This window comes from Imperialibacter roseus (assembly GCF_032999765.1).
GTDB lineage: Bacteria > Bacteroidota > Bacteroidia > Cytophagales > Cyclobacteriaceae > Imperialibacter > Imperialibacter roseus.
The window spans coordinates 287,828-309,571 of record NZ_CP136051.1 but is presented as its reverse complement, the minus strand read 5'-3'; the positions used below and the strand labels follow the sequence as shown (position 1 = coordinate 309,571).

Annotated in this window: 30 protein-coding genes; 3 read left to right on the top strand and 27 right to left on the bottom strand. The window is 42.8% G+C overall.

The window, feature by feature from the left end; genetic code table 11:
* The 20 genes from RT717_RS01290 to RT717_RS01195 form a co-directional block, all read right to left on the bottom strand.
* Window positions 1-606 (bottom strand): DUF4136 domain-containing protein, encoded by a 606-nt coding sequence (locus RT717_RS01290; protein ID WP_317489941.1) that lies wholly within the window; start codon window positions 604-606, stop codon window positions 1-3.
* 183 nt (window positions 607-789) lie between these two features.
* The gene (locus RT717_RS01285; RefSeq protein WP_317489940.1) at window positions 790-1,359 is read right to left on the bottom strand and encodes a hypothetical protein; all 570 of its coding nucleotides are present in this window, start codon (window positions 1,357-1,359) and stop codon (window positions 790-792) included.
* Window positions 1,360-1,369: 10 nt separating this feature from the next.
* Window positions 1,370-1,867: a hypothetical protein gene (locus RT717_RS01280; RefSeq protein WP_317489939.1), complete on the bottom strand. Its 498-nt coding sequence runs from the start codon at window positions 1,865-1,867 to the stop codon at window positions 1,370-1,372.
* A gap of 5 nt (window positions 1,868-1,872) precedes the next feature.
* Window positions 1,873-2,571, bottom strand: coding sequence for an AraC family transcriptional regulator (locus RT717_RS01275; RefSeq protein ID WP_317489938.1), 699 nt, complete (start codon window positions 2,569-2,571; stop codon window positions 1,873-1,875).
* An 80-nt stretch (window positions 2,572-2,651) separates the two neighbouring features.
* Complete coding sequence (locus tag RT717_RS01270) at window positions 2,652-3,170, bottom strand: hypothetical protein (protein WP_317489937.1); 519 nt, start codon at window positions 3,168-3,170, stop codon at window positions 2,652-2,654.
* 390 nt (window positions 3,171-3,560) lie between these two features.
* Window positions 3,561-4,067 carry a hypothetical protein gene (locus tag RT717_RS01265; RefSeq protein WP_317489936.1) on the bottom strand — a complete coding sequence of 169 codons (507 nt, stop codon included), beginning with the start codon at window positions 4,065-4,067 and terminating at the stop codon, window positions 3,561-3,563.
* Window positions 4,068-4,127: 60 nt separating this feature from the next.
* A complete protein-coding gene (locus tag RT717_RS01260) occupies window positions 4,128-4,496 on the bottom strand; it encodes a heavy metal-binding domain-containing protein (protein ID WP_317489935.1) in 369 nt (122 codons plus the stop codon).
* Window positions 4,497-4,716: 220 nt separating this feature from the next.
* A complete protein-coding gene (locus tag RT717_RS01255) occupies window positions 4,717-4,932 on the bottom strand; it encodes a GDCCVxC domain-containing (seleno)protein (protein ID WP_317489934.1) in 216 nt (71 codons plus the stop codon).
* Entirely contained in the window at window positions 4,933-5,280 is a 348-nt protein-coding gene (locus RT717_RS01250) for a heavy-metal-associated domain-containing protein (RefSeq protein WP_317489933.1), read from the bottom strand.
* A 261-nt stretch (window positions 5,281-5,541) separates the two neighbouring features.
* Window positions 5,542-6,033, bottom strand: a complete 492-nt coding sequence (locus RT717_RS01245) for a heavy-metal-associated domain-containing protein (protein ID WP_317489932.1) — start codon at window positions 6,031-6,033, stop codon at window positions 5,542-5,544.
* A gap of 19 nt (window positions 6,034-6,052) precedes the next feature.
* Entirely contained in the window at window positions 6,053-6,889 is an 837-nt protein-coding gene (locus RT717_RS01240; RefSeq protein ID WP_317489931.1) for a hypothetical protein, read from the bottom strand.
* Between the two features lie 8 nt (window positions 6,890-6,897).
* Window positions 6,898-7,302, bottom strand: a complete 405-nt coding sequence (locus tag RT717_RS01235; RefSeq protein ID WP_317489930.1) for a hypothetical protein — start codon at window positions 7,300-7,302, stop codon at window positions 6,898-6,900.
* Window positions 7,303-7,308: 6 nt separating this feature from the next.
* Window positions 7,309-7,650 (bottom strand): heavy-metal-associated domain-containing protein, encoded by a 342-nt coding sequence (locus RT717_RS01230; RefSeq protein WP_317489929.1) that lies wholly within the window; start codon window positions 7,648-7,650, stop codon window positions 7,309-7,311.
* A gap of 256 nt (window positions 7,651-7,906) precedes the next feature.
* Window positions 7,907-8,176, bottom strand: a complete 270-nt coding sequence (locus RT717_RS01225) for a thioredoxin family protein (protein ID WP_317489928.1) — start codon at window positions 8,174-8,176, stop codon at window positions 7,907-7,909.
* Window positions 8,177-8,251: 75 nt separating this feature from the next.
* The gene (locus RT717_RS01220) at window positions 8,252-8,629 is read right to left on the bottom strand and encodes a metal-sensitive transcriptional regulator (protein ID WP_317489927.1); all 378 of its coding nucleotides are present in this window, start codon (window positions 8,627-8,629) and stop codon (window positions 8,252-8,254) included.
* Window positions 8,630-8,641: 12 nt separating this feature from the next.
* On the bottom strand, window positions 8,642-9,982 hold the full coding sequence (locus RT717_RS01215; protein ID WP_317489926.1) for a dihydrolipoyl dehydrogenase family protein: 1,341 nt from the start codon (window positions 9,980-9,982) through the stop codon (window positions 8,642-8,644).
* Complete coding sequence (locus RT717_RS01210) at window positions 9,979-10,200, bottom strand: GDCCVxC domain-containing (seleno)protein (protein ID WP_317489925.1); 222 nt, start codon at window positions 10,198-10,200, stop codon at window positions 9,979-9,981. The genes RT717_RS01215 and RT717_RS01210 overlap by 4 nt, the downstream gene beginning before the upstream one ends.
* On the bottom strand, window positions 10,200-10,511 hold the full coding sequence (locus tag RT717_RS01205; RefSeq protein ID WP_317489924.1) for a heavy-metal-associated domain-containing protein: 312 nt from the start codon (window positions 10,509-10,511) through the stop codon (window positions 10,200-10,202). The genes RT717_RS01210 and RT717_RS01205 overlap by 1 nt, the downstream gene beginning before the upstream one ends.
* 22 nt (window positions 10,512-10,533) lie before the next feature.
* A complete protein-coding gene (merTP, locus tag RT717_RS01200) occupies window positions 10,534-11,187 on the bottom strand; it encodes a mercuric transport protein MerTP (RefSeq protein WP_317489923.1) in 654 nt (217 codons plus the stop codon).
* A complete protein-coding gene (locus RT717_RS01195; RefSeq protein WP_317489922.1) occupies window positions 11,184-11,558 on the bottom strand; it encodes an ArsR/SmtB family transcription factor in 375 nt (124 codons plus the stop codon). Before RT717_RS01195 ends, merTP begins: the two co-directional genes overlap by 4 nt.
* Before the next feature lie 388 nt (window positions 11,559-11,946).
* On the opposite strand from RT717_RS01195, the gene RT717_RS01190 reads away from it, so the two are divergent.
* The 3 genes from RT717_RS01190 (at window position 11,947) to RT717_RS01180 (ending at window position 13,418) form a co-directional block, all read left to right on the top strand.
* Window positions 11,947-12,258: a HigA family addiction module antitoxin gene (locus RT717_RS01190; RefSeq protein WP_317489921.1), complete on the top strand. Its 312-nt coding sequence runs from the start codon at window positions 11,947-11,949 to the stop codon at window positions 12,256-12,258.
* A 346-nt stretch (window positions 12,259-12,604) separates the two neighbouring features.
* Window positions 12,605-12,889: a hypothetical protein gene (locus RT717_RS01185; protein ID WP_317489920.1), complete on the top strand. Its 285-nt coding sequence runs from the start codon at window positions 12,605-12,607 to the stop codon at window positions 12,887-12,889.
* A gap of 178 nt (window positions 12,890-13,067) precedes the next feature.
* Window positions 13,068-13,418, top strand: coding sequence for a hypothetical protein (locus RT717_RS01180; RefSeq protein WP_317489919.1), 351 nt, complete (start codon window positions 13,068-13,070; stop codon window positions 13,416-13,418).
* A gap of 201 nt (window positions 13,419-13,619) precedes the next feature.
* Here RT717_RS01180 and RT717_RS01175 read toward each other — a convergent pair whose 3' ends face one another.
* From RT717_RS01175 to RT717_RS01145, 7 genes are all read right to left on the bottom strand, one after another.
* Window positions 13,620-14,546 carry a DUF4249 domain-containing protein gene (locus tag RT717_RS01175; RefSeq protein ID WP_317489918.1) on the bottom strand — a complete coding sequence of 309 codons (927 nt, stop codon included), beginning with the start codon at window positions 14,544-14,546 and terminating at the stop codon, window positions 13,620-13,622.
* Window positions 14,547-14,550: 4 nt separating this feature from the next.
* Complete coding sequence (locus RT717_RS01170) at window positions 14,551-16,860, bottom strand: TonB-dependent receptor (protein ID WP_317489917.1); 2,310 nt, start codon at window positions 16,858-16,860, stop codon at window positions 14,551-14,553.
* 212 nt (window positions 16,861-17,072) lie between these two features.
* Window positions 17,073-17,834, bottom strand: a complete 762-nt coding sequence (locus tag RT717_RS01165; protein WP_317489916.1) for a COG4705 family protein — start codon at window positions 17,832-17,834, stop codon at window positions 17,073-17,075.
* 121 nt (window positions 17,835-17,955) lie between these two features.
* Complete coding sequence (locus RT717_RS01160) at window positions 17,956-18,423, bottom strand: PepSY-like domain-containing protein (protein ID WP_317489915.1); 468 nt, start codon at window positions 18,421-18,423, stop codon at window positions 17,956-17,958.
* A 264-nt stretch (window positions 18,424-18,687) separates the two neighbouring features.
* A complete protein-coding gene (locus RT717_RS01155) occupies window positions 18,688-19,434 on the bottom strand; it encodes a hypothetical protein (protein ID WP_317489914.1) in 747 nt (248 codons plus the stop codon).
* Window positions 19,435-19,527: 93 nt separating this feature from the next.
* Window positions 19,528-20,958 (bottom strand): hypothetical protein, encoded by a 1,431-nt coding sequence (locus RT717_RS01150; RefSeq protein WP_317489913.1) that lies wholly within the window; start codon window positions 20,956-20,958, stop codon window positions 19,528-19,530.
* A complete protein-coding gene (locus RT717_RS01145) occupies window positions 20,951-21,514 on the bottom strand; it encodes an RNA polymerase sigma factor (RefSeq protein WP_317489912.1) in 564 nt (187 codons plus the stop codon). The genes RT717_RS01150 and RT717_RS01145 overlap by 8 nt, the downstream gene beginning before the upstream one ends.
* Between the last annotated feature and the right edge of the window lie 230 nt (window positions 21,515-21,744).

The following is a 21,744-nucleotide window of genomic DNA, read 5'->3' as shown; positions in this document are numbered from 1 at the left end:
TTAGTTTGTGGTAATTTTGATTGAAAACTGCTTCATCATCTTATGAACGGCCGGATGCAGGTCTTCAAGCATCACCTTGAGGTCATACAGGTCTCCCTGGGCCACTCCTTCCCATACCAGTTGGTTCGTTTGCCTGTCGATGGCCGTCAATTTTACTCCACCGTGTATATATTCGACCTTTTCAGGGCTCATATACGGATTGCGCCATCCCGGTTTGCCGGTAAGCTTGCCGCCACGGAGGTACAAGGTCGGGGCGTAGTAATACCCGATATCGAAGAACTCCGGCAGATCGTAAACCGGGGGTAAGTTTACTTCCCTGGCATGGCTGAGCCATTCGATGCGGAGCAAAAGCTGTGCATTTATGGTATCTGACCTGAGCTTGCGCTGCGTAAGACAATGCGTAAAGTAGTTGCGTATGTTTCTCCTGATGAGATCATCTGTGCAGGCAGAGTCTGCCGGATGCTCTGCCTCGGGTAACCAGGCATAAGTCTGGTATTGTCCAAAATCAGCTTTTTTGTCTTTAAAGATCTGGACGTCCCGGTACACGTTGCAGGAAACCACTGCGGTAATGATCCCTATGAAAATGAAAATATTTTTAATTGTCATGATTTCGTCAGTTAGCCTCCGGCGACCGACCGCCCCTAACAAATAGTTACAGGTGAGCCCGATCCGGAGATTTAGTGTCATTTAAATAGACCAACGTATCGGCACAGGGCTCTGCCTTACGAAGTTTTGGGTAATATTTAAGGAATTTCAACCTGCTCATAGCTTAACAGCTAACTATTGTACTTAGTCCGTCCCGATCACTGGCTCCAGTTCTGCAGTGATACGGATATTGACCACCGGATAATCCGAGTGCTTCAGAAAACGATCGCCCATCCATTTGCTTGCAACTCCGAAATACATATAGAGTGACAAGTTTTCCTTTCTGCCGTCCGGGCTGTCGCCGAAAGCTCCCATAATACTCACCGGTCCTCCCTCTACCTTGTTGAATACCCTGCCGATCAGTGAAAACCGGAAGAACTCATCTCCACCATAAATAACGTTTTCCTGGATGAGATAGGCCTTGATCACAAATTCATTCTCATTCTTGCGGAAGAGCCGTTTATCTATTTTCCAATTTCCTGTCTTAAAGTCTGAGCCTTTTATGGTGATCCACAAGGTTATTTTCTTTCTGTTAAAGATAATATCCACCTCTTTGCTTTCAGCTGTAGATATTCCGTCTTTGTAACCAAAATGGATCGACATGTCGCCCTCTTTTGCTACATAGTACTTCTGGGCAACTGCTCCTGATCCCAGCAGTATACCTACGCCAACCAGAGCACATCGCAGTACTTTGATACTTTTACAAAACCTCATATCTACCTCCTCATTCACAAAGCCACAGTAGCTTATTGAACATAAAATAGTCCAGGCCATTGCACCCGTTTTCGGCTTTATACAGGTCAATCCTCTGCTTCAGCTCCCGGTAAGTGCAGACCTCATTTTGCTTTTCCCATTCTTGGATCAGGCACCTCCGGTCATCCCAGACAGGAAAAAAGCGGGGATCATGTACGCAGAGTACACTGGACACTACGAACCTCGCCTTATTTAAAAATGCAAGGTCCTCACATAGTGTATTGAATATCTCCAAATTGTGCGTTGCAATTCCTTCTTTTACATCATCCAGGAGAAAACGTGCCAGGACATCATTAAACCTGGTGTCGGGAATATGGCCGTTGAGACTGAGCGCCCCGAATTTGGAGACTACACTCGCTCTGTCCCACAGGTTGCGATTCAGATGCACATAGTTCAACGTCCTGCGGTCAGCAATAAAATACCCCTGTACGGATTGAAATATTTTCAATCCTGCTTCAATGGTCTTCATCGCCCTTAAACTGATACGTGAACCTTGTAGTCCTGATAGTCGCCTGGGGTATTGAATCTTCGGTCACCATTGCTTCTGGAACTTACTTCATACCCCGGGCGCATAGGAATAAGCCTCCTGATAACAGCCTGGTCTTCCTTTCCAGCAGATTTCCCGGATTCCTCTTCCAATTTCCTCTTGTACTCTGAGAGGGACAACCCAGTATATTTCCTAAACTGACCCGACAGATAGTGGATACCGCTGTAACCTACCGTAATGGCTATCTGGCTAAGGTTGAGTTTACCTTGCCTGATCAGCTCTTTGACTTTATTTGTTCTGAGGTCAATAAAATACTGCTCGATGGTGATCCCTGAGTACCGGCTATATACTTTGCTCAGCTGGTGGTAGTTTCTCGCCACCTCCTTTGAGATATAATCTGAAAGCTTTTTCCGGTGGCCTATCCAGCTTATATTTTCCATGTAGCAATGGATGGCTTTATTGATTTCGGTAATCAGTAATTCATTCTGATCACAGATCAGCCCCAGGTCCAGCGCTTCGAGCTTTTCATTGATGAGATCAAAATCCGGAAACGGATCGATGTTTAAAGTGGCATAGCCCAGGTCTACTTCTGTGAAAGAAATATTCAAGTCACGCAGGATCTGCTTGACCACATGGATGCACCTAGGGCATACCATGTTTTTTATCTGTATTGTGATAGTTTTCATTGCAATATTGATTTTGTGTAAAAAATGAGATATAAGAACCTCTTCTTGGGAGGAGACCCCAAATGATCAATATTGCATGTCTAGCATAGGAAAGACTGATACAGAATGCGCAGGAAACTACCACCAACAGGTGGAGAAAGCGAGCTGTTTAGTTGGTAAGGATCGGTGTTTTTATGTATATGAAAACTTACGAAATCAATATCGTATAGTACTGCTTGGATCAAGACCGGTATTTTTTCGGTTTCGAATTTTGGTAGTTCATATTGGGCCAAACTGGCCAGTAGCTGATTGGTCTCTTCTTCGCAGCACTCATCCTCACTATTGCCGTTGTGCCGATGATGTGTGGTGTGGTTATCGTTATGCTGAGGTGCTATTTCTCCGGTAGGATGGATATTGTGATGATCGCCTGAATTTTCCGAATGGCCGTGTTTGTGATTACTGTCGTGTCGATGGGCTATACCCCCAGACCCGCTAGAATATATGCGGATATCCAGGATGCCAAAGTCGCAAAGAAAATTACATACGAATACACCGGAAAAGGCGAGGAGCAGGCTCAAGGCCAGGTGCATTTGCATTTTATGTAATTTCCTGATAATCATAGGTGACCTAAAAGTTTAGCGAGCAGATCTGCATTAGCCCCGTTAAATCCACTCCAAATTGATAGTGTCAAGAGAGAATTTTTTACCTATTGGCTTGCTCTTACAATGAATGATCTTTTTGCAGCTATATTTCGCAAATCATTACATTACCTGTCAAAACTAAGAGGTCGTACTTTGGGATTATATGACCTGAGTTGGTTGAAAAAATGATTGATGTCAGCTTTCGGAAGGATCATATACGGTGAAAGCTGCACAAGGAAATATAATTGTCCGTAGCTTCTTTGCCTGATGTTTTGTTGCAATCTGTCAATGCCTGCCCGGGTCCACCCCCCATTTTTATGCCTGATAATAAACAGGTGAACCTGGCACCATTGTCATCAAAGGCACCAATTATCTTTTGCCAGTGAAATACTGTGTGCCGCCATCAGAAGTACCTATGAGATCAAACGTGTAGTTGAATGTCGAAGAATTCATATCGAAATATCCGTAATGCTCATCATCAGGGTCGTGTTCCGCACTCATGTGCTGCTGCCATGAGGTCCAGTTGCTGTTACCTCCCATCATGTGATGATTGGCCGACATGCCGTGACCATACTGATTCGTAAAATCATTGTCCGTGAAACATACCGTCATCATATCTCCATCCAGATAAAGTTCAAGTGAAAATGTGGTGTCGACATCAGCACTGTAACAGCGAACCTGAATGGTGTAATCATTAATCGTAGTGATTTCAGCCGTTGCAGGCGTTTCAGTTTGTGAAAAACTGGATCTCAGCGTGCCGTTGTAGGTGCCTGCTACCTTATTTGACAACATGGGACGCTCTGGTTCATTGTTCATCTCGCAGGAAACGATAGTTGTTGCCACGGCAATAGCCAGCGCAATTTTTAAGGTTTTCATATGCTTTATACTTTGATAGTTCATTGAAGACTCATTATGATAATTGATGCTCCATTTGATTTAATTGCCCCCAAAAATGATAAGTGCCACAACCATCATGGCCCCCATGGCTATACCCATTACCCCCATACCATTCATCATTTTCCGGTTCTGCTTTTTTTCATCATGTTGGTGGTCCATGTCTACCATTCCATTCATCGGGCACATCATCATATTCATCTCATGTCCTGGTGAAGCAGGATCTTTTTGGACGAGATCCATTCCGCACTTCGGGCATTTTCCAGGCTTATGCGGTGTAATTTCAGGGTGCATCGGACATGAATACACGATGCTATCTGTGGGGGAGGGTTGGATTTGACCCATTTCGTTTTGGGCAAGCAAAGGAGCAACCACTGCCATAAACACCATGGAGATAAAATAATTTTTCATCTTTTAAGAGTTTAGTGAACATTTATCATTTGAGTCCTGTCGGGAGAAAGCCCTTTTTTTAAATTTTCATAACATGAGAGGGCGAAGTACAAAAGCTTCGTTGACTCAGCAATGATAAATCACTGTAGGTCAAAACTAACGGGTCACTTTCGGGGATTATATGACTTGACTTAGTTGAAAAAATGATTGATGTCAGGTTATTGCAACTCTAAGCAGTTTACTATTCACAGCAATGTCCACTTCCTGCTTCCTGAACAGGTAGACAAGGTGCTGAGCCATAGGAGCAATACACGCAGCAATCCCCTTCCTTCGGTTTTAGTACCTGGTGGCAATTTTCCCATTCATAGAAGTACTGACAGGCGTCAGTGGGGATGGTTTCTTCTTTTTGATGTCCGCATTCCCGGCAGGTGATGGTTGATTCTAATATGATTTCCATTTATTTCCCTGTTTTATTGGTCACAGAATATCCGGTCGAGTTGATAGCTTGCTCAATTTCAAGGATGCCTGTTTTGGTATTGTCAAATTCAACAATGGCATTGCCCTGTTCGTAGGATGCGGTTACTTTAAGGATACCACTGAGCTTATTTACCTCATGTTCAACATGAGCTGCGCAACCCTGGCAAGTCATGCCTTTGATTTCAAAATTTGCGGCCTGTATATCTGACTTGTCAATTATGATAAGTTGTTTGTCGTCTTCGGGTAGAAAATATGCGCATAAAGTGGAAATGCTGACATCAGGGCGGCAAAGATCGTGATTATTGAAAGGGACTTTGTTGTTCGCCAAAAGGAGGGCTGTAAATCCTCATCACAGGCACATTCTTTTTCATCTTTGGCCTTTGGTCTAAGTTTTTGGTACCAGGCAAATCCCAACACTACAACCGTAATGCCCACAAAAAAGGGCCTAGCTGGATTCAGCCAGGACAACCTACGAGAATGAGCCTGATACTCCTGCCATGGTGGTGAGCATTGCATATCCCAAAATAACAAAAGAAGGGAGCAATAGAATGTCTGGATTAGACTTAATAAAGTATTTCTCGTAGGTCTTTTAAGATTTTAAGACTTCCATTATTCTAATAGCCCATTTACTACTTAACTCACCATCTTCTTCGTCTTTTACCCATCCTCTTGCCCGGATATTGCCCGGATTAAGCTTAGATAGTATGTCACTGGTAGTATCATCGCTGACTTTGAACGTTTCTCCATTGACCTTAATTGTCCACTCATTGCCCTCTTTAAGCAGTTCTCCATTTAAAGTGACTTCTGCATTTCTGGCTGAAAATCCGTTATTCTTCACTTCTTTCTGGATTTTTTGTAAGGTCAGTTCATTGTCGGAAGTAAGCTTAAGATAAGCTTTTCCATCATTGAGGCTTACTTTTACACTTTCCAGCCCATCCATTTTCTTGAGTCCACGCTCCAGGCCATAGGCACAAGGTGCACAATCCATTCCAAAAACCTCCTGATCTACTTTGATCAACTGAGCCATTGCACCGCTCAAACTAAAAATTGTCAACAATGCTATTATTCCTAATCTTTTCATTTTCTTCTGTTTTTAAAATTTATAACCAGTAACTAATGTTTAATGAAAGCCTGTATTCCTCTTTTGGACCCTGTGTTACATCCTGATAGACCGGAAATAATGCTCCAAAGGATATACCCCATGCTCCATAAAGCCCTAAAAATGAAGGACCGATCATAACTTTTTTCCCTCTTTGATCAACGAGGCTAAGCTGAGTTTCACTGGTATTAGCTCCGGGAAACTCCGCCAGCGATTCCACAAATACCCTCCAGTCCGGCTTTGGATAGTCTCCCATAAATATATTCGGCCGATAACCAACCACCAGACTTGCGTAAGGAAGGTCGCCTAATTGATCATTGCTTTCCTCAAAATAATATTGATAACCACCGCCAACCCAGGCATACCAGGTACGTGAAGCATAGCCGGTAGAGATTGCTCCATGAATGGAGTTGCTTACGCTGATACCACTCCTGGTTTCTTCAGTAGGTGTCGAAACACTTAAAATAGCTGTGGATTCAAAGCGTTTGCCAACGCCGAATGCATTGGAAAAGAAACGGTACCATACCGATGCTTCTATGTCACCATTTGCAGGCATGTTGTTGTTACCTCTTGTTCTGGGGGCTTCAGACAATCTGTTGATCACGGTGGGTGTAGTAATATTAATTTGCAGATCTTCCGTCAGCCCATACGACCAGATGTACCTAAGCATAAACGATTGATCATCTTCGGTAGCCAGGCTCATAGCTGCTGCATTAAAGTCAAATCCTCCTTTTGCCAATGTAGGGGTTTGTAAACCATAAAGAGGTCCGTGTCCCTGAGCACTGATCTGATAAATGGCTTTAATAGTTAGTAATATTAAAATGACTGTTCTTTTCATTGTGTGTGTTAAAGACCTAAAAATTGTTGAATTGGTAGTAGCAGGTAGGCTGAGAACAATCCGAGTAGGTACAACCCAAAGGATATCCATAGGATTATTTTACTCCAACGGGCGGCTGTATCACAAGGCGTTTCATTGCCATATTCGTCTATTTCACAGGCCAGATCTCCTTTGCGGCCATAAAACAGCCAAAAGTTAAATCCGATCAAAATACCTGCTATCAGAAAAGTCCATTCCTTATACTTGCTCAGCCAGATCAATGCTGGAAAGTCCGAAACCATTCCCGCCACCACCGCTCCCATACCCACTGCCACGAGTAATGACGGAAGGGCACAGCACAGCAAGGTAGATACTGAGGTAAATAAGGATGCTATGCTGACGAAATCGTCTTTTAATTTTATTAATTTTCGCATAACTGATTATAAGTCTTCCTCTTGATCTTCTGTTTTTACTTTCACTTTGAAGCCCCTGTCTTTGATCAAATTTTCGATCTCTTTTTGTGATATCAGTTCTTTGTTATACCAGATCGTTGAGGTGCCGGTATCATAGGTTGTCTTGCTTTTTACGACCCCTTTTTGCTGTTTGAGCATATTGTCTATGCCATTGGCACAACCAGCCTGGCAGCTCATCCCTTGCACTTCAAACTCTATTTGATGTGTGACTTTAAGAGTATCTACGCCATTTGTTGTCTGTGCTTTAGCTGTCACGTTCATCAGTGCAAATCCACTAGCCAGGATTGCTGCAATAATCATTTGTCTCATAACTTCTTTTTTTGTAAATGTTGTTTCAAATGTATGATGGGGTTAGGGGTGGTCACCTAATCCTTTTTTAAATATTATTTTTGATATGTTTCGCTCTGCGGCCAAATGATCAGTATGGCTGCCAGTACCAGAACAGATTTTAGGAGTCTCCCTGAAATCAATAAAATGCCAATCAGACTTTCAAAAATGGCCAGCATAGTAGAAACACGTTGGTGGAGAAACTGCAGTAGCTGCAATCAGCCATGAATTGCTTTTGTCAACCCTGGCCAATACCTGCCTTTATCAGTTCTTCTTTGGATATGTTCTGATCCTGACAACAGTTTAGCAATTTGCCATTGACCGCTATGGCTGGTACTTTTTTAATCTGATATTCTTCCAGTTTGCTCAAACAAACCTTGTCATCACATAACTTGATCAAATCATAAATAGTGATTTCACATTGATCACAAGCCAGTTCCTTCACCATTTGGACTACCGGATCGCAAACGGGGCAGTTTGCTGTAAATATTTCTACATTTCGTTTCATATTATTCTCTATTATGGGTTTGAATAAAAGCTGAAACAAACGTACGAGGTGCTATGGGGTGGTCTCCAAAAAAACTTAGGAGTTATTTTGATCTAATTGATTGAATCGATCTAAGTGGTTTTTAAGTCTCGAAATTTCTTTCATTTTTTCGGTGAGATCATCTGCTCCAATCGCCGGAAATTGTTGTCGTAGCATCTCTATTTGTTCTTCATTACCACAATTTCCAGGACAGGCACTTGAAGTTTCGGATATCTTAATGGCCAGGGATTTTCTAAATGTTTCGTCCAATAAGAGGTAGTGTGCTTTATCCAAGCCACTTTTTGCCGCTTTGAATTGTATGAGAATCTTCTCCGGGTCTTTGCCTTCATCCAGCATTCTTATCAAGCCATCCATTTGGCCTTTGATGCTTTGCAGGCGGGTTTTTATGTCTTTTGTTAAGTCTTTTGGTAGCATGTTTATCAAGATTTAAACCATTGATCCGATATCCGAGCCCATCGATGGATATGCATAAACCATGTTCCGTATGTCAGAAACCGTAAGCTTTCCACGAATAGCCATTGCAAAAAGGTTAATCATTTCCTCTGCATGTGGGCCAATAATGTGTGCTCCTAAAATGTACCCCTCATTGTCTGAAAGGACTTTATACGCATAAGTTGATTCATTGATTCGTTTGGCATTGTACCAGTTTGATACTGAGCCATCTTTTACCCGATATTCTTTACCTATTTCTTTTACCTGCTTTTCCGTCATCCCTACAGATGCCAAAGTTGGTAAGGTGAATACCGCACTCGGCATTTCTGTGTAGTCGGGTGTTTTGGAATTACCACGAATAATATTGGCAGCTACGGCATGCCCTTCCAGCACCGCAACGGGTGTAAGATTCAAACCCTTGCTCGCTACAGCATCTCCAGCTGCATATATTGATGGATTACTTTCGCTTTGAAGGTATTCGTTTACCTGTATTCCTTTTTTGGAGTAAGAAATATTAGCCTTTTCAAGGTTCATGTCATCCAATTCAGGCACTCTACCCGCAGCATTAACAACTAAGTCCGTTTGAATAGTTTTTTCACCATTTTTTGATGCTGCCTTTACGGCATGCCCGTTATCCGTTTTTTCAACTGCCACCACATCCCACTCAAGGTGAAGGTCGATACCCAATTCTTCAGTAGCATTTACCAAATGCTTTACGATATCAGCTTCAAAGTTTTCCAAGGGCGTTTTACCTCTGTGAATTATGGTTACTTTACTTCCTCCTCTCGCAGCCAGGTGAGCAAACTCCATGGCAATGTAACCGCCTCCTATAAATGTGATTTCCTTAGGAAGCTCTTCCAGGTTTAGAAAATCCGTGCTGTCAATGGGTAAGTCACCTCCAGGTATATCAAGGGTCACGGGTCGTGCACCTGTTGCAATTACAATTTTATCCGCTTCCAGTAGGTCTTTTCCAATACGGACGGTGTTTTCCGATTCAAAGCTGGCTGCTCCGTGATACATGTCAACGCCTGCTTTTTCATAACCTTTCTCCACACCTTTCGGTATTTTGGCAACAAAGTCGTTCTTGTAAGCCATCAAGTCTTGCCAGTTAATAAAGATATCTCCTTGAATGCCGATCCCCTTCATTTTATTGGCCCGGTCAATGATCTCAGCAGCTCCAACCAATATTTTCTTGGGATCACAACCTCGTAATGCGCATGTACCACCGTACGGTCTGGAATCTGTAACTGCAGTCTTCAATCCTTTCTTAGCACATTTATTGGCTATGGTCATACCGGCCATTCCGGATCCGATGACGATTACATCATATTTCATGAACAACAGCTACTTTTTCCACCTTCCTGAATGGGAGGACATGCCACAGTTCCATACGAGCAATACACACAGCAATCCCCGTCTTTTGGCTTTAGGACTTGTTTGCAGCTTTCACACTCATAGAAGTACTGACATGCATCTGTTGGCATTGTTTCTTCTTTTTGATGTCCACAATTAGGACAGGTAATAGTGGATTGTAAAACGATTTCTTTTTCCATTATTCGTCGTTGTTAGGTTTTAGTAATTCAGCTTTATAGCTGGTCTTTTCTTCAATAGCTGCTATAAGCTTCTCGGGTTGGGTTTGTTTGGGGTCATAATCCACTACAGCTATATCTCCGGGATATTCCACGGAGTTGTCGATAACGCCTTTTGTTTCCTTTAACACCTTGTAAAGGAGACTGGCACAGCCGGCACAGGTGAGCCCCGTTACTTTCAGCTTAACTGTCTCACTTTTTTGACCGATTTTAGCTGTTTTTTGAGATTCAGTAGATTGTGCCGTGCCCTGCCAGCAAAGCAACCAGTGCAACACTTAATACTATGGATTTCATTCTTTATCTATTTGAGGTTTCTTCTTGTATGATTTTCCTGTCGGTGACTTTATACCCTGTGGCTTCCTCAACATTGGTTGCCAATTGATCAACGGATACTTTTGATTGGTCAAATTTGACTGTAGCAATACCACTTTCGTAGGATGAAGAAGCTTCAAGAACACCTTCGCTATTATTAAGTGCTGCATTCACACTATGCTCGCATCCTGTGCAGGTCATGCCTTTGATACTAAGCTCTGCATTCAGAATATCACTTTCTTTCACCACGATAACTTTATCCCCTTTGCTGTTGTCCGGAAAAAAAATGCCGGAATAGGATGGAAAAGCAAGCATCAATACCGCAAAGATGGTAACGATTCCCAGAAACTTCTTTGACTGCCAAAAGGAGGGACGCTCATCGTCTTCACAGGCACAGTCGATTTCCTCCTGTGTTCTGGGTCTTAATTTTTGATACCAGGCAAACCCTAATACCAAAACGGTAAGGCCTATTAAATAGGGCCTGAAAGGGTCCATCCATGAAAAGGACGAAGCAATACCACCAATCCCTGCCAGGGTGGCAAAAACGGGGGTAATGCAACAAAGGGATGCAGTAAAGGCTGCCAACAAACCGGCTCCTATACTTTTGGATGATGTATTTGTTTGATATGAATTGCTCATGACACTGGTTCTCTTTTATTGTTATCAAATAAGCTTTTTAAGACGGGCTTGATCACCCGTATATTTTCTTCTATCAGTGAGTAGAAAACAGTTTGACCTACTTTCTTGTCTTTGACGAGCTTCCCGTCTTTTAGCTTACGCAAATGCTGTGAAACACCGCCTACGGATATATCCAGTACATCGCTCAGGTCGCACGGACACATTTCTCCTTCCTTGAATAGGAGAAAAAGAATTTTCAATCTCATAGGGTTTCCTGAAAGATTGAATATCCGGGTAGCTTGGTCTAGTTGCTCATCAAGTTGATTTAGGGATTCCTTGCATTCCTTAATTTGGACGGGATCCGCCAATACTCTAATACAGGTCTTGCTCATCTTTTAATGTTTTAGCGATTACTAAAACATAAAGGTGCAAGAAAAGGTTTAATAATTTAAGAAAAAACTTAAAGATGCTGTACTTCTTGTACCAGCCATCACCGCTAAGCATAGTTGGAACTATCCTAAACCGGATTGTCAATCTTGTCCACATTAAATTTACAATAATATTCCATTTGTAAATACGGTGTAGGAGCAACAGACTTCCTGCTGCACCCAATGAGCCTAACTATAACATTTTGACTAGGCCTATAAAAGGCCTTTTGAACGGTTTCAAATAGCCCTTTTCGACTCCTAACTATGACATCCTAACTAAGAGTGCTAAATTTGACTGCGGATTAATTGGCGGTGTGCTACATTGGCACCATTTTCAATTGGAACCATAAAAATGGAAGAACTCATTAACGTACACCCTGGAGAAATACTGGAGCAGGACTTCTTACAGCCACTGAATATCACTACCTACAAACTGGCTAAGTCTATAGGGGTTGATCAGATCAGGATTAGTCAATTGATAAAGGGAAAACGACGGTTTAGTGCTGATACCTGTTTACGACTAGCGAAGTATTTTAATATGTCGGCTGACTTTTGGTTGAATGCGCAAAACAGGTTTGATCTGGTTGAAGGAATGCAACAGCTGGAAAGGTATAATAGAATTAAACCTTACTCAGGGTTGGTGGATGCAAAGACAAAAGATTAAGCACGGTTGACACTACTGCCGCAACGAGCAAGGAAATCTTTTAAGCGATGCCTTCCTATCTATTTGGAGTCAAAAGTTCAGGATGCAACCAGCCACTAGAAAATGTCAATTAACTACTTGCTGCGGCCACGGCCGTAAACAATGCACCCGCTGCGCCCACCGGCAGCTTATTCCACAATAGATTTACTCTACCGATTTCCTTTACCCAAGAGTTGTAGGATATCTCGCAGGTCATCGACTGATGCTCAAGCTAACAACAAAAGTGATATCATTTAAACATCGTTACTATTTTGGCACTAGATGATGGTACGAGGAAAATTAGTCGTCGGCTGATAGTTATTGTTCTATGTTAAGAAAACACTTTGGGTTTGACGAGATTTCGGTAGATTCCCTTGACCAGGTCAGCCAGTGGATGGAAGAGAATGCCCAATGGTTTAACAAGGAAAAGGCAACATCTGAAGCGTACAGAAAATTTAGAGAACTAAAAGTAGAGCCACCATCTACTGACAGAATGACCAGGTTCGTTGATTCTGTGGCAAGCAATGGCGAGATGGAATTTTTCAACGATGTTGATCAAAAGCTTTCAACAGATACAAAAGAAGGAATAGATTTCCTGATAAACACTTTCTGATAATGAGCTAGACGATAGCGCAATAACCTTAAGTACCCTTAGAAGCGATCCCGAGCGAATAGGTCTTAAAAGTGTCTTTCGGAAAATTGAAAAATTGAAAGTCTTACGAGATCTTAACATTCCGCAGGGTCTTTTCTCTTCGACTCACCCTGGAGTGCCAAAACGATACAAGCTGAGAGTGGCTTCGGAGCTTGTTGGCGAATGGAGGTTTCATCCAGAAAAAATCAGATACACTCTTCTTTCAATTTTTTTCTCAATAAGGACTCAAGAAATAACCGACAACTTAGTTGAGCTGCTAGTCCAAGTTATTCACAAAATTAGCAGCAATGCCGAAAACAAGGTCGTAAAAGAGTTTGTGAATGATTTCAAAAAAGTCAGTGGTAAATATGGCATTCTGCTAAGAATAGCCGAAAACTCTCTCAACTACCCAGACCATACTGTCCGGGAAGTAATCTATCCGGTGGCAAATGAAGAAACTTTAAATTTAAAGGATTTGGTGAAGGTCACACATTTTTTCATGATACGATAGTTTGAGGTTGGGGAACGAGGTGGTGTTGGCCCGGTCATAAAGGGGATACTAGCGGTAATAAATCTAGGGAAATGCTGCTGTGGACGCTTGCCATCGGAGGTAACCTATGGTATAATATCAAAAGATAAAGGTGGAGTGAGTACCAGTTACCTCACTCCAAACCAACATTTAACTAACTAGGCATGAGCAAAGAACTCCGATCTATTCTGGGTACACAAAATAAACTGAATCGCTCCTGACCATGCTCCCAAAAAAACCAAAGGCGTCTTTGCCAAATTGTCCCTCTTTTAAAAAGAGAGGCTCCACAAATGGATTATACACACCAAGCTTTTGCCGGTCAGTCTGGTCATAAAAGTTGTAGGTTGCTTTATCAATGGACTGAATTCTTACATACCCCACCACGTATCCTCTTAGTGAATCGTAGTTGTGAGAAAGTGCAGGCTCAGCCACGATACTAATTTGCTGCCCTGCAAGGTTCAAGTCATTGTAAACTGATCTACCCAACTCTGTAAACATGATCGTGTCGCCAGCAAGGCATGAACCATACAGTTTCTTTTCACCTCTCTTAACAGTCGAGTCCACCGCCCGATACATTTCGTAGCGGTAAAAATTATCTTCGCCGGGTATATCATTGAAATAAGTAATGACACCTTCGTGTTCACCATACAAATCCTGGAAAACTGATGTGTAGGTCACGCTATCGATAGTTACTTTACTTAACGTGGTACTTGTAGTGGCTTCATAAATCTTCTCCCCATCCACAACTTCCAGTTTATAAGTAACATTGGTTTTGGTCTTCACATTTCCTTTATAATAAAAGTTGTAACGGCAATCCAGCTTGCTATAAACACTGTCCAGGTGTAATACATCAGTTCCGTCAACACTACTTATTTTTACAATGGCATCTCTTATTACCAGATCGGACGGGTTTGTGCTTCCTGTGAGATACGGAACAGTTCTGAAAAGGTACACCAGCGGCAGCGAATCAGGTTCCATTATCCCCTCAATGCTTACTTTGCCTGTATAATCAGGCTGTGGAATCATAATTTCTTTTTGGCAGCTAAAAGCTATCGTGGCAATGGATACTGCAAACAAATATCTTAGCAAATTATCTTTTAAGATTTTCATTGGATCAAAATTTAAAATTGTAACCAATACTTGGGATAATGGGAAGCAAAGAGGCCTGAAAAGCCTGCGGCTGCTTTGAAACTGGATCGACTGTCAGGTAAACGAAATAGGGGTTCTGCCTACTGTAGAGATTGTAGACCCCGAACACTAGTTCGCTTTCATATTTATGGTTGAAGAGCAATTTTTCCTTTTTGTAAGAAAAGCTAACATCAAGCCTGTGATAAGCACCCAGCCGGGCATTGTTTTTGGTGGCATAGTCATTATAAAAGCCGTCGTACAGTGTTCCATCCTGGCCGACAGGAATTCTTCCGGAGGGTAAAGTGTAAGCGCTGCCGGTTCTGAAAACGAAATCAGCCGACACCGACCATCTTTTGCTAATGTCGTAAGTACTCACAACGGAAAGGTTGTGCCGTCTGTCGTACGTAAAAGGAAATGGGTTGCCAAAGTTTAGTTCAGCAAACGATTGGGTGGTTTTCGACAGTGTGTAGCTCAGCCAACCTGTGTACCGGCCAGTACTTTTCTTAGCGAAGAACTCGACACCGTAAGAATTGCCATTGCCAAACGTAAGTTGATCCTGAATAACTGTTTCAAGCACGATTTGTGTTCCCTGCTTAAACAGTACCTGATTTTTCATTTTTTTGTAGTAACCCTCAACGCTTAGCTCAAACAGATTGTTCTGCAAATTCTTAAAAATCCCAAGTGTGTACTGCTGGCTGTTTTGAGGCTTAACCATGCCACTGGAAAGTATCCAAATGTCCGTCGGCAAGCTTGCTGTGCTGTAGGGCACTGCGTGCAGAAATTGGTTCATAACAGTATAAGAACCTTTTATTGACGTAGTACTGCTGAGATTGAACTTTGCTGTAATTCTGGGCTCTGCCAAGACATAGGTTTTCTTATAAGAAACATAGTATGGGATTCGGACGCCGTAATTGAGTCCAAAATTTTTGGTCACCTCCCATTCATGGTTGGCATATATAGCCGACTCGTTGGCATACTTCTTTGGCACCAGTTTTTTGTCGATCACCAGCCTGCTTTTCCCTTTCTTTGGTATTTTTGAAGAGACGGAGGCAGCTAGTAAGGTGTGATAAAAATAGGATGCCCCAAACGTGACAATATTTTTTGGGTTGGCAATCCAGGTGAAGTCACTTTTCAAATTGACATCACGAATACCTGTAAAGAGTAGAGAATAGTAATTGCCTTGCGTGGTGTTCAAACCAAGGTCGTAGCTATTGAGGACAAATGATGTATTGGAGAATAGTCGGCTTCCGAACAAGTGATTCCACCGCACGGTGCCGGTAGCGTTCCCAAAACCTATCCCATAGTTCAAACTGTTGGCACCGGTGTAAGCTCCATTGTCTTTTCCTTTAAATGTGCTGATAAACAGCTTATCGTTTTTCCCTAAATCAAAGTTGAGCTTGGCATTAAAATCGTAGAACGAATACAAAGTGGTGCTTTTGGGTACAAACGCCCTTTGAAGCAAATCCAGGTAGCTTCTTCGTCCTGACACAATAAAAGAGGCTTTCTTCTTTACAATCGGTCCCTGCACCGTCAGGTTAGTAGAAAGCAAGCCTACCCCACCCTCAACCTGGGTTTTCTCCTTGTTGCCATCCTTCATTGTGATGTCTAATATTGAGCTGAGCCTACCGCCATATTGAGCAGGGAATCCACCTTTTATGAGCCTCACATCGTTGATTGAGTTGATATTGAACGTGCTGACAAGGCCGAAGAGGTGATTCGGATTATACACGGTTGCCTCATCGAGTTGCACAAGATTTTGATCCGTATTTCCTCCTCTCACAAAAAAGCCTGTTGTTCCCTCCTGGGCCTGCTGCACTCCAGGCAAAAACTGTATGATTTTTAAAATATCTCTTTCGCCAGCCAACACCGGGAGGTTTTTGATCTCTCGCATTGGTACATTGATGACGCCCACCTGAGCCCTATTAACATTGTCATCATTTCGGGTGGCGGTAATTTCAATTTCGTCAAGTAGGTTAGAACTGGACAACAAAACATCGAGTCTGATGTTTTGTTTCGAAAACACCTTTCTGGCCTGAGGCGTGTAGCCTGTGTAAGAAATGATCAGGTTGAGGGTGTCGGACGAGCTCAAAGTAAGCGAAAAGAAGCCATACTCATTAGTGGTGGATCCTCTTTGTAGACCGGTCTCATAAATAGTAGCGCCTATCAGCGCTTCTTTCGTGTCTTCATCTTTTATGAAGCCACTTAAGGTCACCTTTTGCGCTGCAAGCTGACTTGTTGCAATGAGAAACAACATTATCGTCAGCATGGTTTTAAATACTTCTCTTCCTGCGTGCATTTTTATTGATTTTCAATGTGTTTAGACGATTCGTTAAAGACTAACACAGCATTATCTATTTGGTTTAGAGACATAGGAAGGGCATGAAAGCCATTTTTGAGCTTCCTAAAGATTAGTAAAAAACTGATTTTCAGTATTTTATAAAAACTGTGTGGTTTGACCTTAGCTACCCTCTTTTAGCAGGGGTAAAGTAGCTAATCAGTTTTCAAAAACTATTCTGGATACATCTTTCGAACGTTATTCTTACTGTCGTTCCATACCGAGTAAGCCATCAGCAAGCCAAGCAAAACGGTGGTAATAACAGTGGCTGGAATAGTACCCAGGTCAAGCCCGCCTTTGGCAAGCGGCTTGGTTAACAAATCCCCGAAGGTGGCACCGAAAGGCCTGGTAAAAATGAAGGCAATCCAGAAGAGTATCACTTCGTTGAGCCTGGTGAAATAATGCAGCATTACTACCACAACAATAATGGCCGCTGTCACCAGTGCACCATTCAGGTAGCTAAGGCCCAAATTATCACTCAGGAAATCACCGAAAGCTGTACCCAGACTATTGGAAAACAATACAGCTGCCCAGAAGTAGATCTCGACTTTTCGACTCACAATCGGGTATACTTCTATCTTCTCTTCACCACGATGCCATGCAAACAAAACAAGCACCAGGGAAGCAAATAAAATGGAAGAACCCAGGGCATAGCCCAGCCCCAGAGTCCTGTCCATAAAATCGGATATTTCAGTGCCTGCAGTAGTAGTGCCCACGATCACGAGCCAGTACCGAACGGCATGGTAGCGATCAGCTTTCAGTTGAATGATGAGCACAATCAGAAACAAAGCCAATGTCACTAACAAACTAATGAGGTACCCAATATTGAGTGTCATCGACAAAAGGTCGCCAAGGGTCTCTCCAAGTGTCGTTGCCAAAATTTTCATGATCCAAAAAAGCAGGGTAATCCCTGCTACCTTATTCAGATTTTCCATTTCATAATTGTTTTTTTTCAATACTTTTTACAAAAGGAGGCAGCAACTTGACACGAGTTTATCCTCCGCTTCAGTAATAATAGCACAATTCGCAACCTGCCAATGTTCGACGGCTGTTCGCTTATTGTCCATCATCATCCATGCCATCTTCCTTAATGACCTCAGTTTTCACAACTTTCCCAACCGAAGAAATCACTACCTCTATGTCGGACAAACCTTTCTCCAACAAAAATTCATATGCCGCTCCGGTAGGACTTTCTGTCATTTCTATCGCTTCTATCATGTACCCGGCAAAAGCGGAATCAAGAGTATTTTTAACTCTAACAGGCACCTCGGCCTCTTCTATTTCATGTTCTGTCTCCATCCACACTCCTTCCACACTAAAGTTAGCCGAATATTCTTTTCCACCGAGTTCGAACTCGGCTTCCCATTCGGTTTCATTCTCCATGCTCCATTCCACATCGGTTGCTTTCGAAAACCTTTTTTCAAAGGCCGTTTTGACTGTTGTAGGCGTCTTTTTGTTGGAAGGAGAACAAGCCACCATTAGCAACGAAAGAATCAGGACAGGCAAATTTTTCAGATTTCTCATAACGTTTCAATTTATTGGTTTACAAGCTTTGGCTCAAAGTTGAAAAGCGATTTTGTAGGAATTCTGAATTTTTGCCCGATAACACCTCAAAAAAACATTCAAGAATGTAGCCGTTATTCGGGAGATTTACCAGGAGCACTTGTTGCGCAATTGAAATTCAACTCGGCTCTGACTTTATACCCTGGCAAACCAAGTCACTTGGTGGCTAAAAAAAGGACACACAAAAGATGCATGCCCTTCCAGGATCGCTTAACCAATTAGTTCCTAGTCTTCTACATCAATGTATTGACTAAGCACTGTTTCGAATTGTGCCAGCAGGTCGGCATTGTTGGCTTTGTTGATGGTAATCGTTCCACCTACTATCATTGCGCTTGCCAAATCTACCGTCGAAAGCAAGCCATTGGCGTCCAAAGTGACGGATAAATCCACAGATGAATTATTGGCGACAGTCACGCCGCCATTGGCCAGAGGTAACTGAATTTGCTGGTCGAAATCAGATTGTAGAAGAACTGAAACCACGCTGCCATCCGCCATTGTGTAATCGCCAGCTATGACAATTGAGCTTCCACCAAAATCGGCGCTTGATGAGGGAGAGAAAGTAAAATCGATTTTCTTGAAAGTACCGGGATAAACCGCCACCTGCTCGATAGAAGCAGAACCGCTGGCAAGGTCGAGAAGGAAGGGGCCAGGAAGGACTATATCCTCAGCTTCAGCACCCTCGTTCTTATCCTCTTTCTTTGCTTTCCTGCCATCATTGTTGTTTCCGTCGCTCTCTCCATCATTGCCGGAATTTTCTTCAATCACCACATCCGCCACGCTGACTGAAAAGCCGGTTAACAGAAAATCCGTCGCCGACATTCTTCCGCTATTGGCACCTGCTGCTACCAAGGCAGAAGAAGAAAACTTTATACCTAATGATGCTGATTTTGTGGGTGCAGGCCCGTCCGAAGTACATCCTGCTAAAAGAAACATACTGAACACGATGGCCATACTAAAATACCTTGTTTTCATTTTTCTTTGTTTTTAGTTCGAGGAAAAGCCCTATGTATTAAAGATCAGCAAACTGAGAAAAGGTTGGGTCGCTCCGATATTACTTTCACAATTTTAAAAATACCTCCTCACGCCGATGCGAATCCCCAATGAATTGGGGTATGCATGGTAGGGCCCGGAGCTGCTCGGCGACTTTATATGGCTTAAAAAGATGGGATTCACTAATACAGAGGTGTTGTTAAAAAGGGTTTGCTCATGCACTACGCCGAAGGACAGACTTATACTCCTCTTATTTACCCCAGATATTTGAGTCACACGTTCATCGCTGTCAACATTTTGGTCATTGCTTTCCCAATTCAGCTCCTGAGACCGCAAAGATTCAAAATTCACTCCGAAGGAAATCGCAGTATGTTTCAATAACTGGTACTCAATCGCCAATGGCACAGACACATAGTGAAGAGCAATATTGGATTTAATGACCGTCTCCACGGGAACATCGTCTACCCCCGTCAAAGATATCAGAGCCTCTCCAAAGGACGTATACAGCGTATATTCCGACGCACTCTTTTTCTCGAAAAACTTCCCTCCAGTTTTAAACTTTATTGAGTAGCTGCTCAGGTTCAGCCCCGTTTTTACCTTTATTTTCTCCGAGAGTCTGTAGCCCCCGTTCAGTCCGTAGGCCCAGTTTAATTGTGCCTTTTCCCTGGAGTTGAAATAGGACTTGTCGTATAGGGCAACTTTGACAAATTCGGGGTTTGCGGCTACAGTTCTGTATGAAACAGAGGGGCTGGCAAAGCCCTCAGCAAACCATTTTCCTTCCATGGTTTTCAGTTGCTCTACAGGAACCTCGCTACCCGCTATTTGTATTTCCTGGCTTCCTTCCACACTCTCCAAAACAGTTATCGGGCCACCTCCAGTCATACTTTCTTCTGACCGAACCGACGCCCTATCAAATATGGCTGGGAGATGACCCACAGCTTCTGGACGAGCCGGGGCTGATGAGACAGGCCCATGCCTGTTGCCACCTTCGAGATTGCCTTGCTCCTCTTGCTGCTCCTCCACTTCGGCAGAAGCCAACGGCTCCATTTCGGAAGTGTTCACTCCAGCGTCATTTTCAGCCTTCGTGTTATCAGTTTCTTGAAAATTGGGTGTCATCCTAACGCTATCGACTTTCAGCTTTGAAGCGCTCTGGTCGAAAATTTCGGTGACAGCGCTGTCGGTTTCTACAGGGCTACCTCCTGAATCTGTAGGAGATTGGCTAGGGTATTGCGGAGACGAAAGCGTTTTGTCCCCAATTTCATTGCGCTGGTAGCCGTAGTACTGCACAACCTGATTGGCCAACAAGCCCAGAAACCCAAGTGCGAAGACGATAGAAGCAGCCCGCAACCACTTAATTTTTGTTTGGCTGAGAAGTAGCTTCTTTTCAGCTACCCTGCTATTAACGTTGTTCCACAACGCTTCATCAGGCTGAACAGAGTAATTAGCATACTTCTCCTTTAGTTTTGCGTCAAGCTCGCTTTCGATATGATTTAAATCTTTACTCATGAGCAGTTGCGCACTTTATGATATTTAATTTTGCAATCTCCTTCTGAATGTAAACCCTGGCATCATGCAAGTTAGACTTCGAGGTTCCCACAGAAATGTTGAGCGATTCGGCGATTTCAGCATGTGAATAGCCCTCAATTGCATACATATTAAAGGCAATCCTCATTTTGTCCGGAAGCCGCCGAATGATGGCGGTCATGTCTTCAATGGCCAACTTGTCGATGACACCAAAATCTTCAATCGGACGCATTTCAGCATACGAATAATCTACCATCATAAACGTATTATTCCTTCCGATAAATTTCAGAGCCTCATTCACAAATATTCTTTTCATCCAGGCTTCCAGGGCATCCGGGTTTTTCAGTGTATGAAGGTTTTCAAAAACCTTGATAAAGCCATCTTGAAAAATATCTTCAGCATCATCGACCGACTTTGCGTAGCGATAGCAAAGCCCCATGAACCGTGAAGCATATAACTCATATAACTCCCTTCTGGCATCAGAGCTACCTTTTGAGCAGTCTTTTACGAGTTTTTTTAGAAATACTTCTCTGGCCAATTCGAGGTTGTTTTTTAAAAGATCATTTTTTCGCCCAAAGGTTGGGTGGCTAAATCAATTTTATTTTTTCAGGGCGGCTGCTCCTGAAATTCAGGCCATACGGCGCTTACAAAAACCTGTTCGCAGTCCCGATATCCACACAGTTTTGCGACGCTAGATGGTTATGTTCAATATCTGTGTTAACATACGGCATTGGATTTCGCCAATTACTACTCATTCGAGTTTGAGAA

What these genes read in the sequence shown, in the direction of transcription:
- RT717_RS01185 (WP_317489920.1), top strand. Translation starts at nt 12,605, where the DNA reads ATGTTAAGAAAACACTTTGGGTTTGACGAGATTTCGGTAGATTCCCTT.
- RT717_RS01165 (WP_317489916.1), bottom strand. Translation starts at nt 17,834, where the DNA reads ATGGAAAATCTGAATAAGGTAGCAGGGATTACCCTGCTTTTTTGGATC.
- RT717_RS01270 (WP_317489937.1), bottom strand. Translation starts at nt 3,170, where the DNA reads ATGATTATCAGGAAATTACATAAAATGCAAATGCACCTGGCCTTGAGC.
- RT717_RS01195 (WP_317489922.1), bottom strand. Translation starts at nt 11,558, where the DNA reads ATGAGCAAGACCTGTATTAGAGTATTGGCGGATCCCGTCCAAATTAAG.
- RT717_RS01175 (WP_317489918.1), bottom strand. Translation starts at nt 14,546, where the DNA reads ATGAAAATCTTAAAAGATAATTTGCTAAGATATTTGTTTGCAGTATCC.
- RT717_RS01280 (WP_317489939.1), bottom strand. Translation starts at nt 1,867, where the DNA reads ATGAAGACCATTGAAGCAGGATTGAAAATATTTCAATCCGTACAGGGG.
- RT717_RS01150 (WP_317489913.1), bottom strand. Translation starts at nt 20,958, where the DNA reads ATGAGTAAAGATTTAAATCATATCGAAAGCGAGCTTGACGCAAAACTA.
- RT717_RS01260 (WP_317489935.1), bottom strand. Translation starts at nt 4,496, where the DNA reads ATGAAAAATTATTTTATCTCCATGGTGTTTATGGCAGTGGTTGCTCCT.
- RT717_RS01240 (WP_317489931.1), bottom strand. Translation starts at nt 6,889, where the DNA reads ATGAAAAGAACAGTCATTTTAATATTACTAACTATTAAAGCCATTTAT.
- RT717_RS01265 (WP_317489936.1), bottom strand. Translation starts at nt 4,067, where the DNA reads ATGAAAACCTTAAAAATTGCGCTGGCTATTGCCGTGGCAACAACTATC.
- RT717_RS01245 (WP_317489932.1), bottom strand. Translation starts at nt 6,033, where the DNA reads ATGAAAAGATTAGGAATAATAGCATTGTTGACAATTTTTAGTTTGAGC.
- RT717_RS01290 (WP_317489941.1), bottom strand. Translation starts at nt 606, where the DNA reads ATGACAATTAAAAATATTTTCATTTTCATAGGGATCATTACCGCAGTG.
- RT717_RS01220 (WP_317489927.1), bottom strand. Translation starts at nt 8,629, where the DNA reads ATGCTACCAAAAGACTTAACAAAAGACATAAAAACCCGCCTGCAAAGC.
- RT717_RS01255 (WP_317489934.1), bottom strand. Translation starts at nt 4,932, where the DNA reads ATGGAAATCATATTAGAATCAACCATCACCTGCCGGGAATGCGGACAT.
- RT717_RS01215 (WP_317489926.1), bottom strand. Translation starts at nt 9,982, where the DNA reads ATGAAATATGATGTAATCGTCATCGGATCCGGAATGGCCGGTATGACC.
- RT717_RS01225 (WP_317489928.1), bottom strand. Translation starts at nt 8,176, where the DNA reads ATGAAACGAAATGTAGAAATATTTACAGCAAACTGCCCCGTTTGCGAT.
- RT717_RS01285 (WP_317489940.1), bottom strand. Translation starts at nt 1,359, where the DNA reads ATGAGGTTTTGTAAAAGTATCAAAGTACTGCGATGTGCTCTGGTTGGC.
- RT717_RS01170 (WP_317489917.1), bottom strand. Translation starts at nt 16,860, where the DNA reads ATGCACGCAGGAAGAGAAGTATTTAAAACCATGCTGACGATAATGTTG.
- RT717_RS01210 (WP_317489925.1), bottom strand. Translation starts at nt 10,200, where the DNA reads ATGGAAAAAGAAATCGTTTTACAATCCACTATTACCTGTCCTAATTGT.
- RT717_RS01160 (WP_317489915.1), bottom strand. Translation starts at nt 18,423, where the DNA reads ATGAGAAATCTGAAAAATTTGCCTGTCCTGATTCTTTCGTTGCTAATG.
- RT717_RS01155 (WP_317489914.1), bottom strand. Translation starts at nt 19,434, where the DNA reads ATGAAAACAAGGTATTTTAGTATGGCCATCGTGTTCAGTATGTTTCTT.
- merTP (WP_317489923.1), bottom strand. Translation starts at nt 11,187, where the DNA reads ATGAGCAATTCATATCAAACAAATACATCATCCAAAAGTATAGGAGCC.
- RT717_RS01235 (WP_317489930.1), bottom strand. Translation starts at nt 7,302, where the DNA reads ATGCGAAAATTAATAAAATTAAAAGACGATTTCGTCAGCATAGCATCC.
- RT717_RS01275 (WP_317489938.1), bottom strand. Translation starts at nt 2,571, where the DNA reads ATGAAAACTATCACAATACAGATAAAAAACATGGTATGCCCTAGGTGC.
- RT717_RS01230 (WP_317489929.1), bottom strand. Translation starts at nt 7,650, where the DNA reads ATGAGACAAATGATTATTGCAGCAATCCTGGCTAGTGGATTTGCACTG.
- RT717_RS01190 (WP_317489921.1), top strand. Translation starts at nt 11,947, where the DNA reads ATGGAAGAACTCATTAACGTACACCCTGGAGAAATACTGGAGCAGGAC.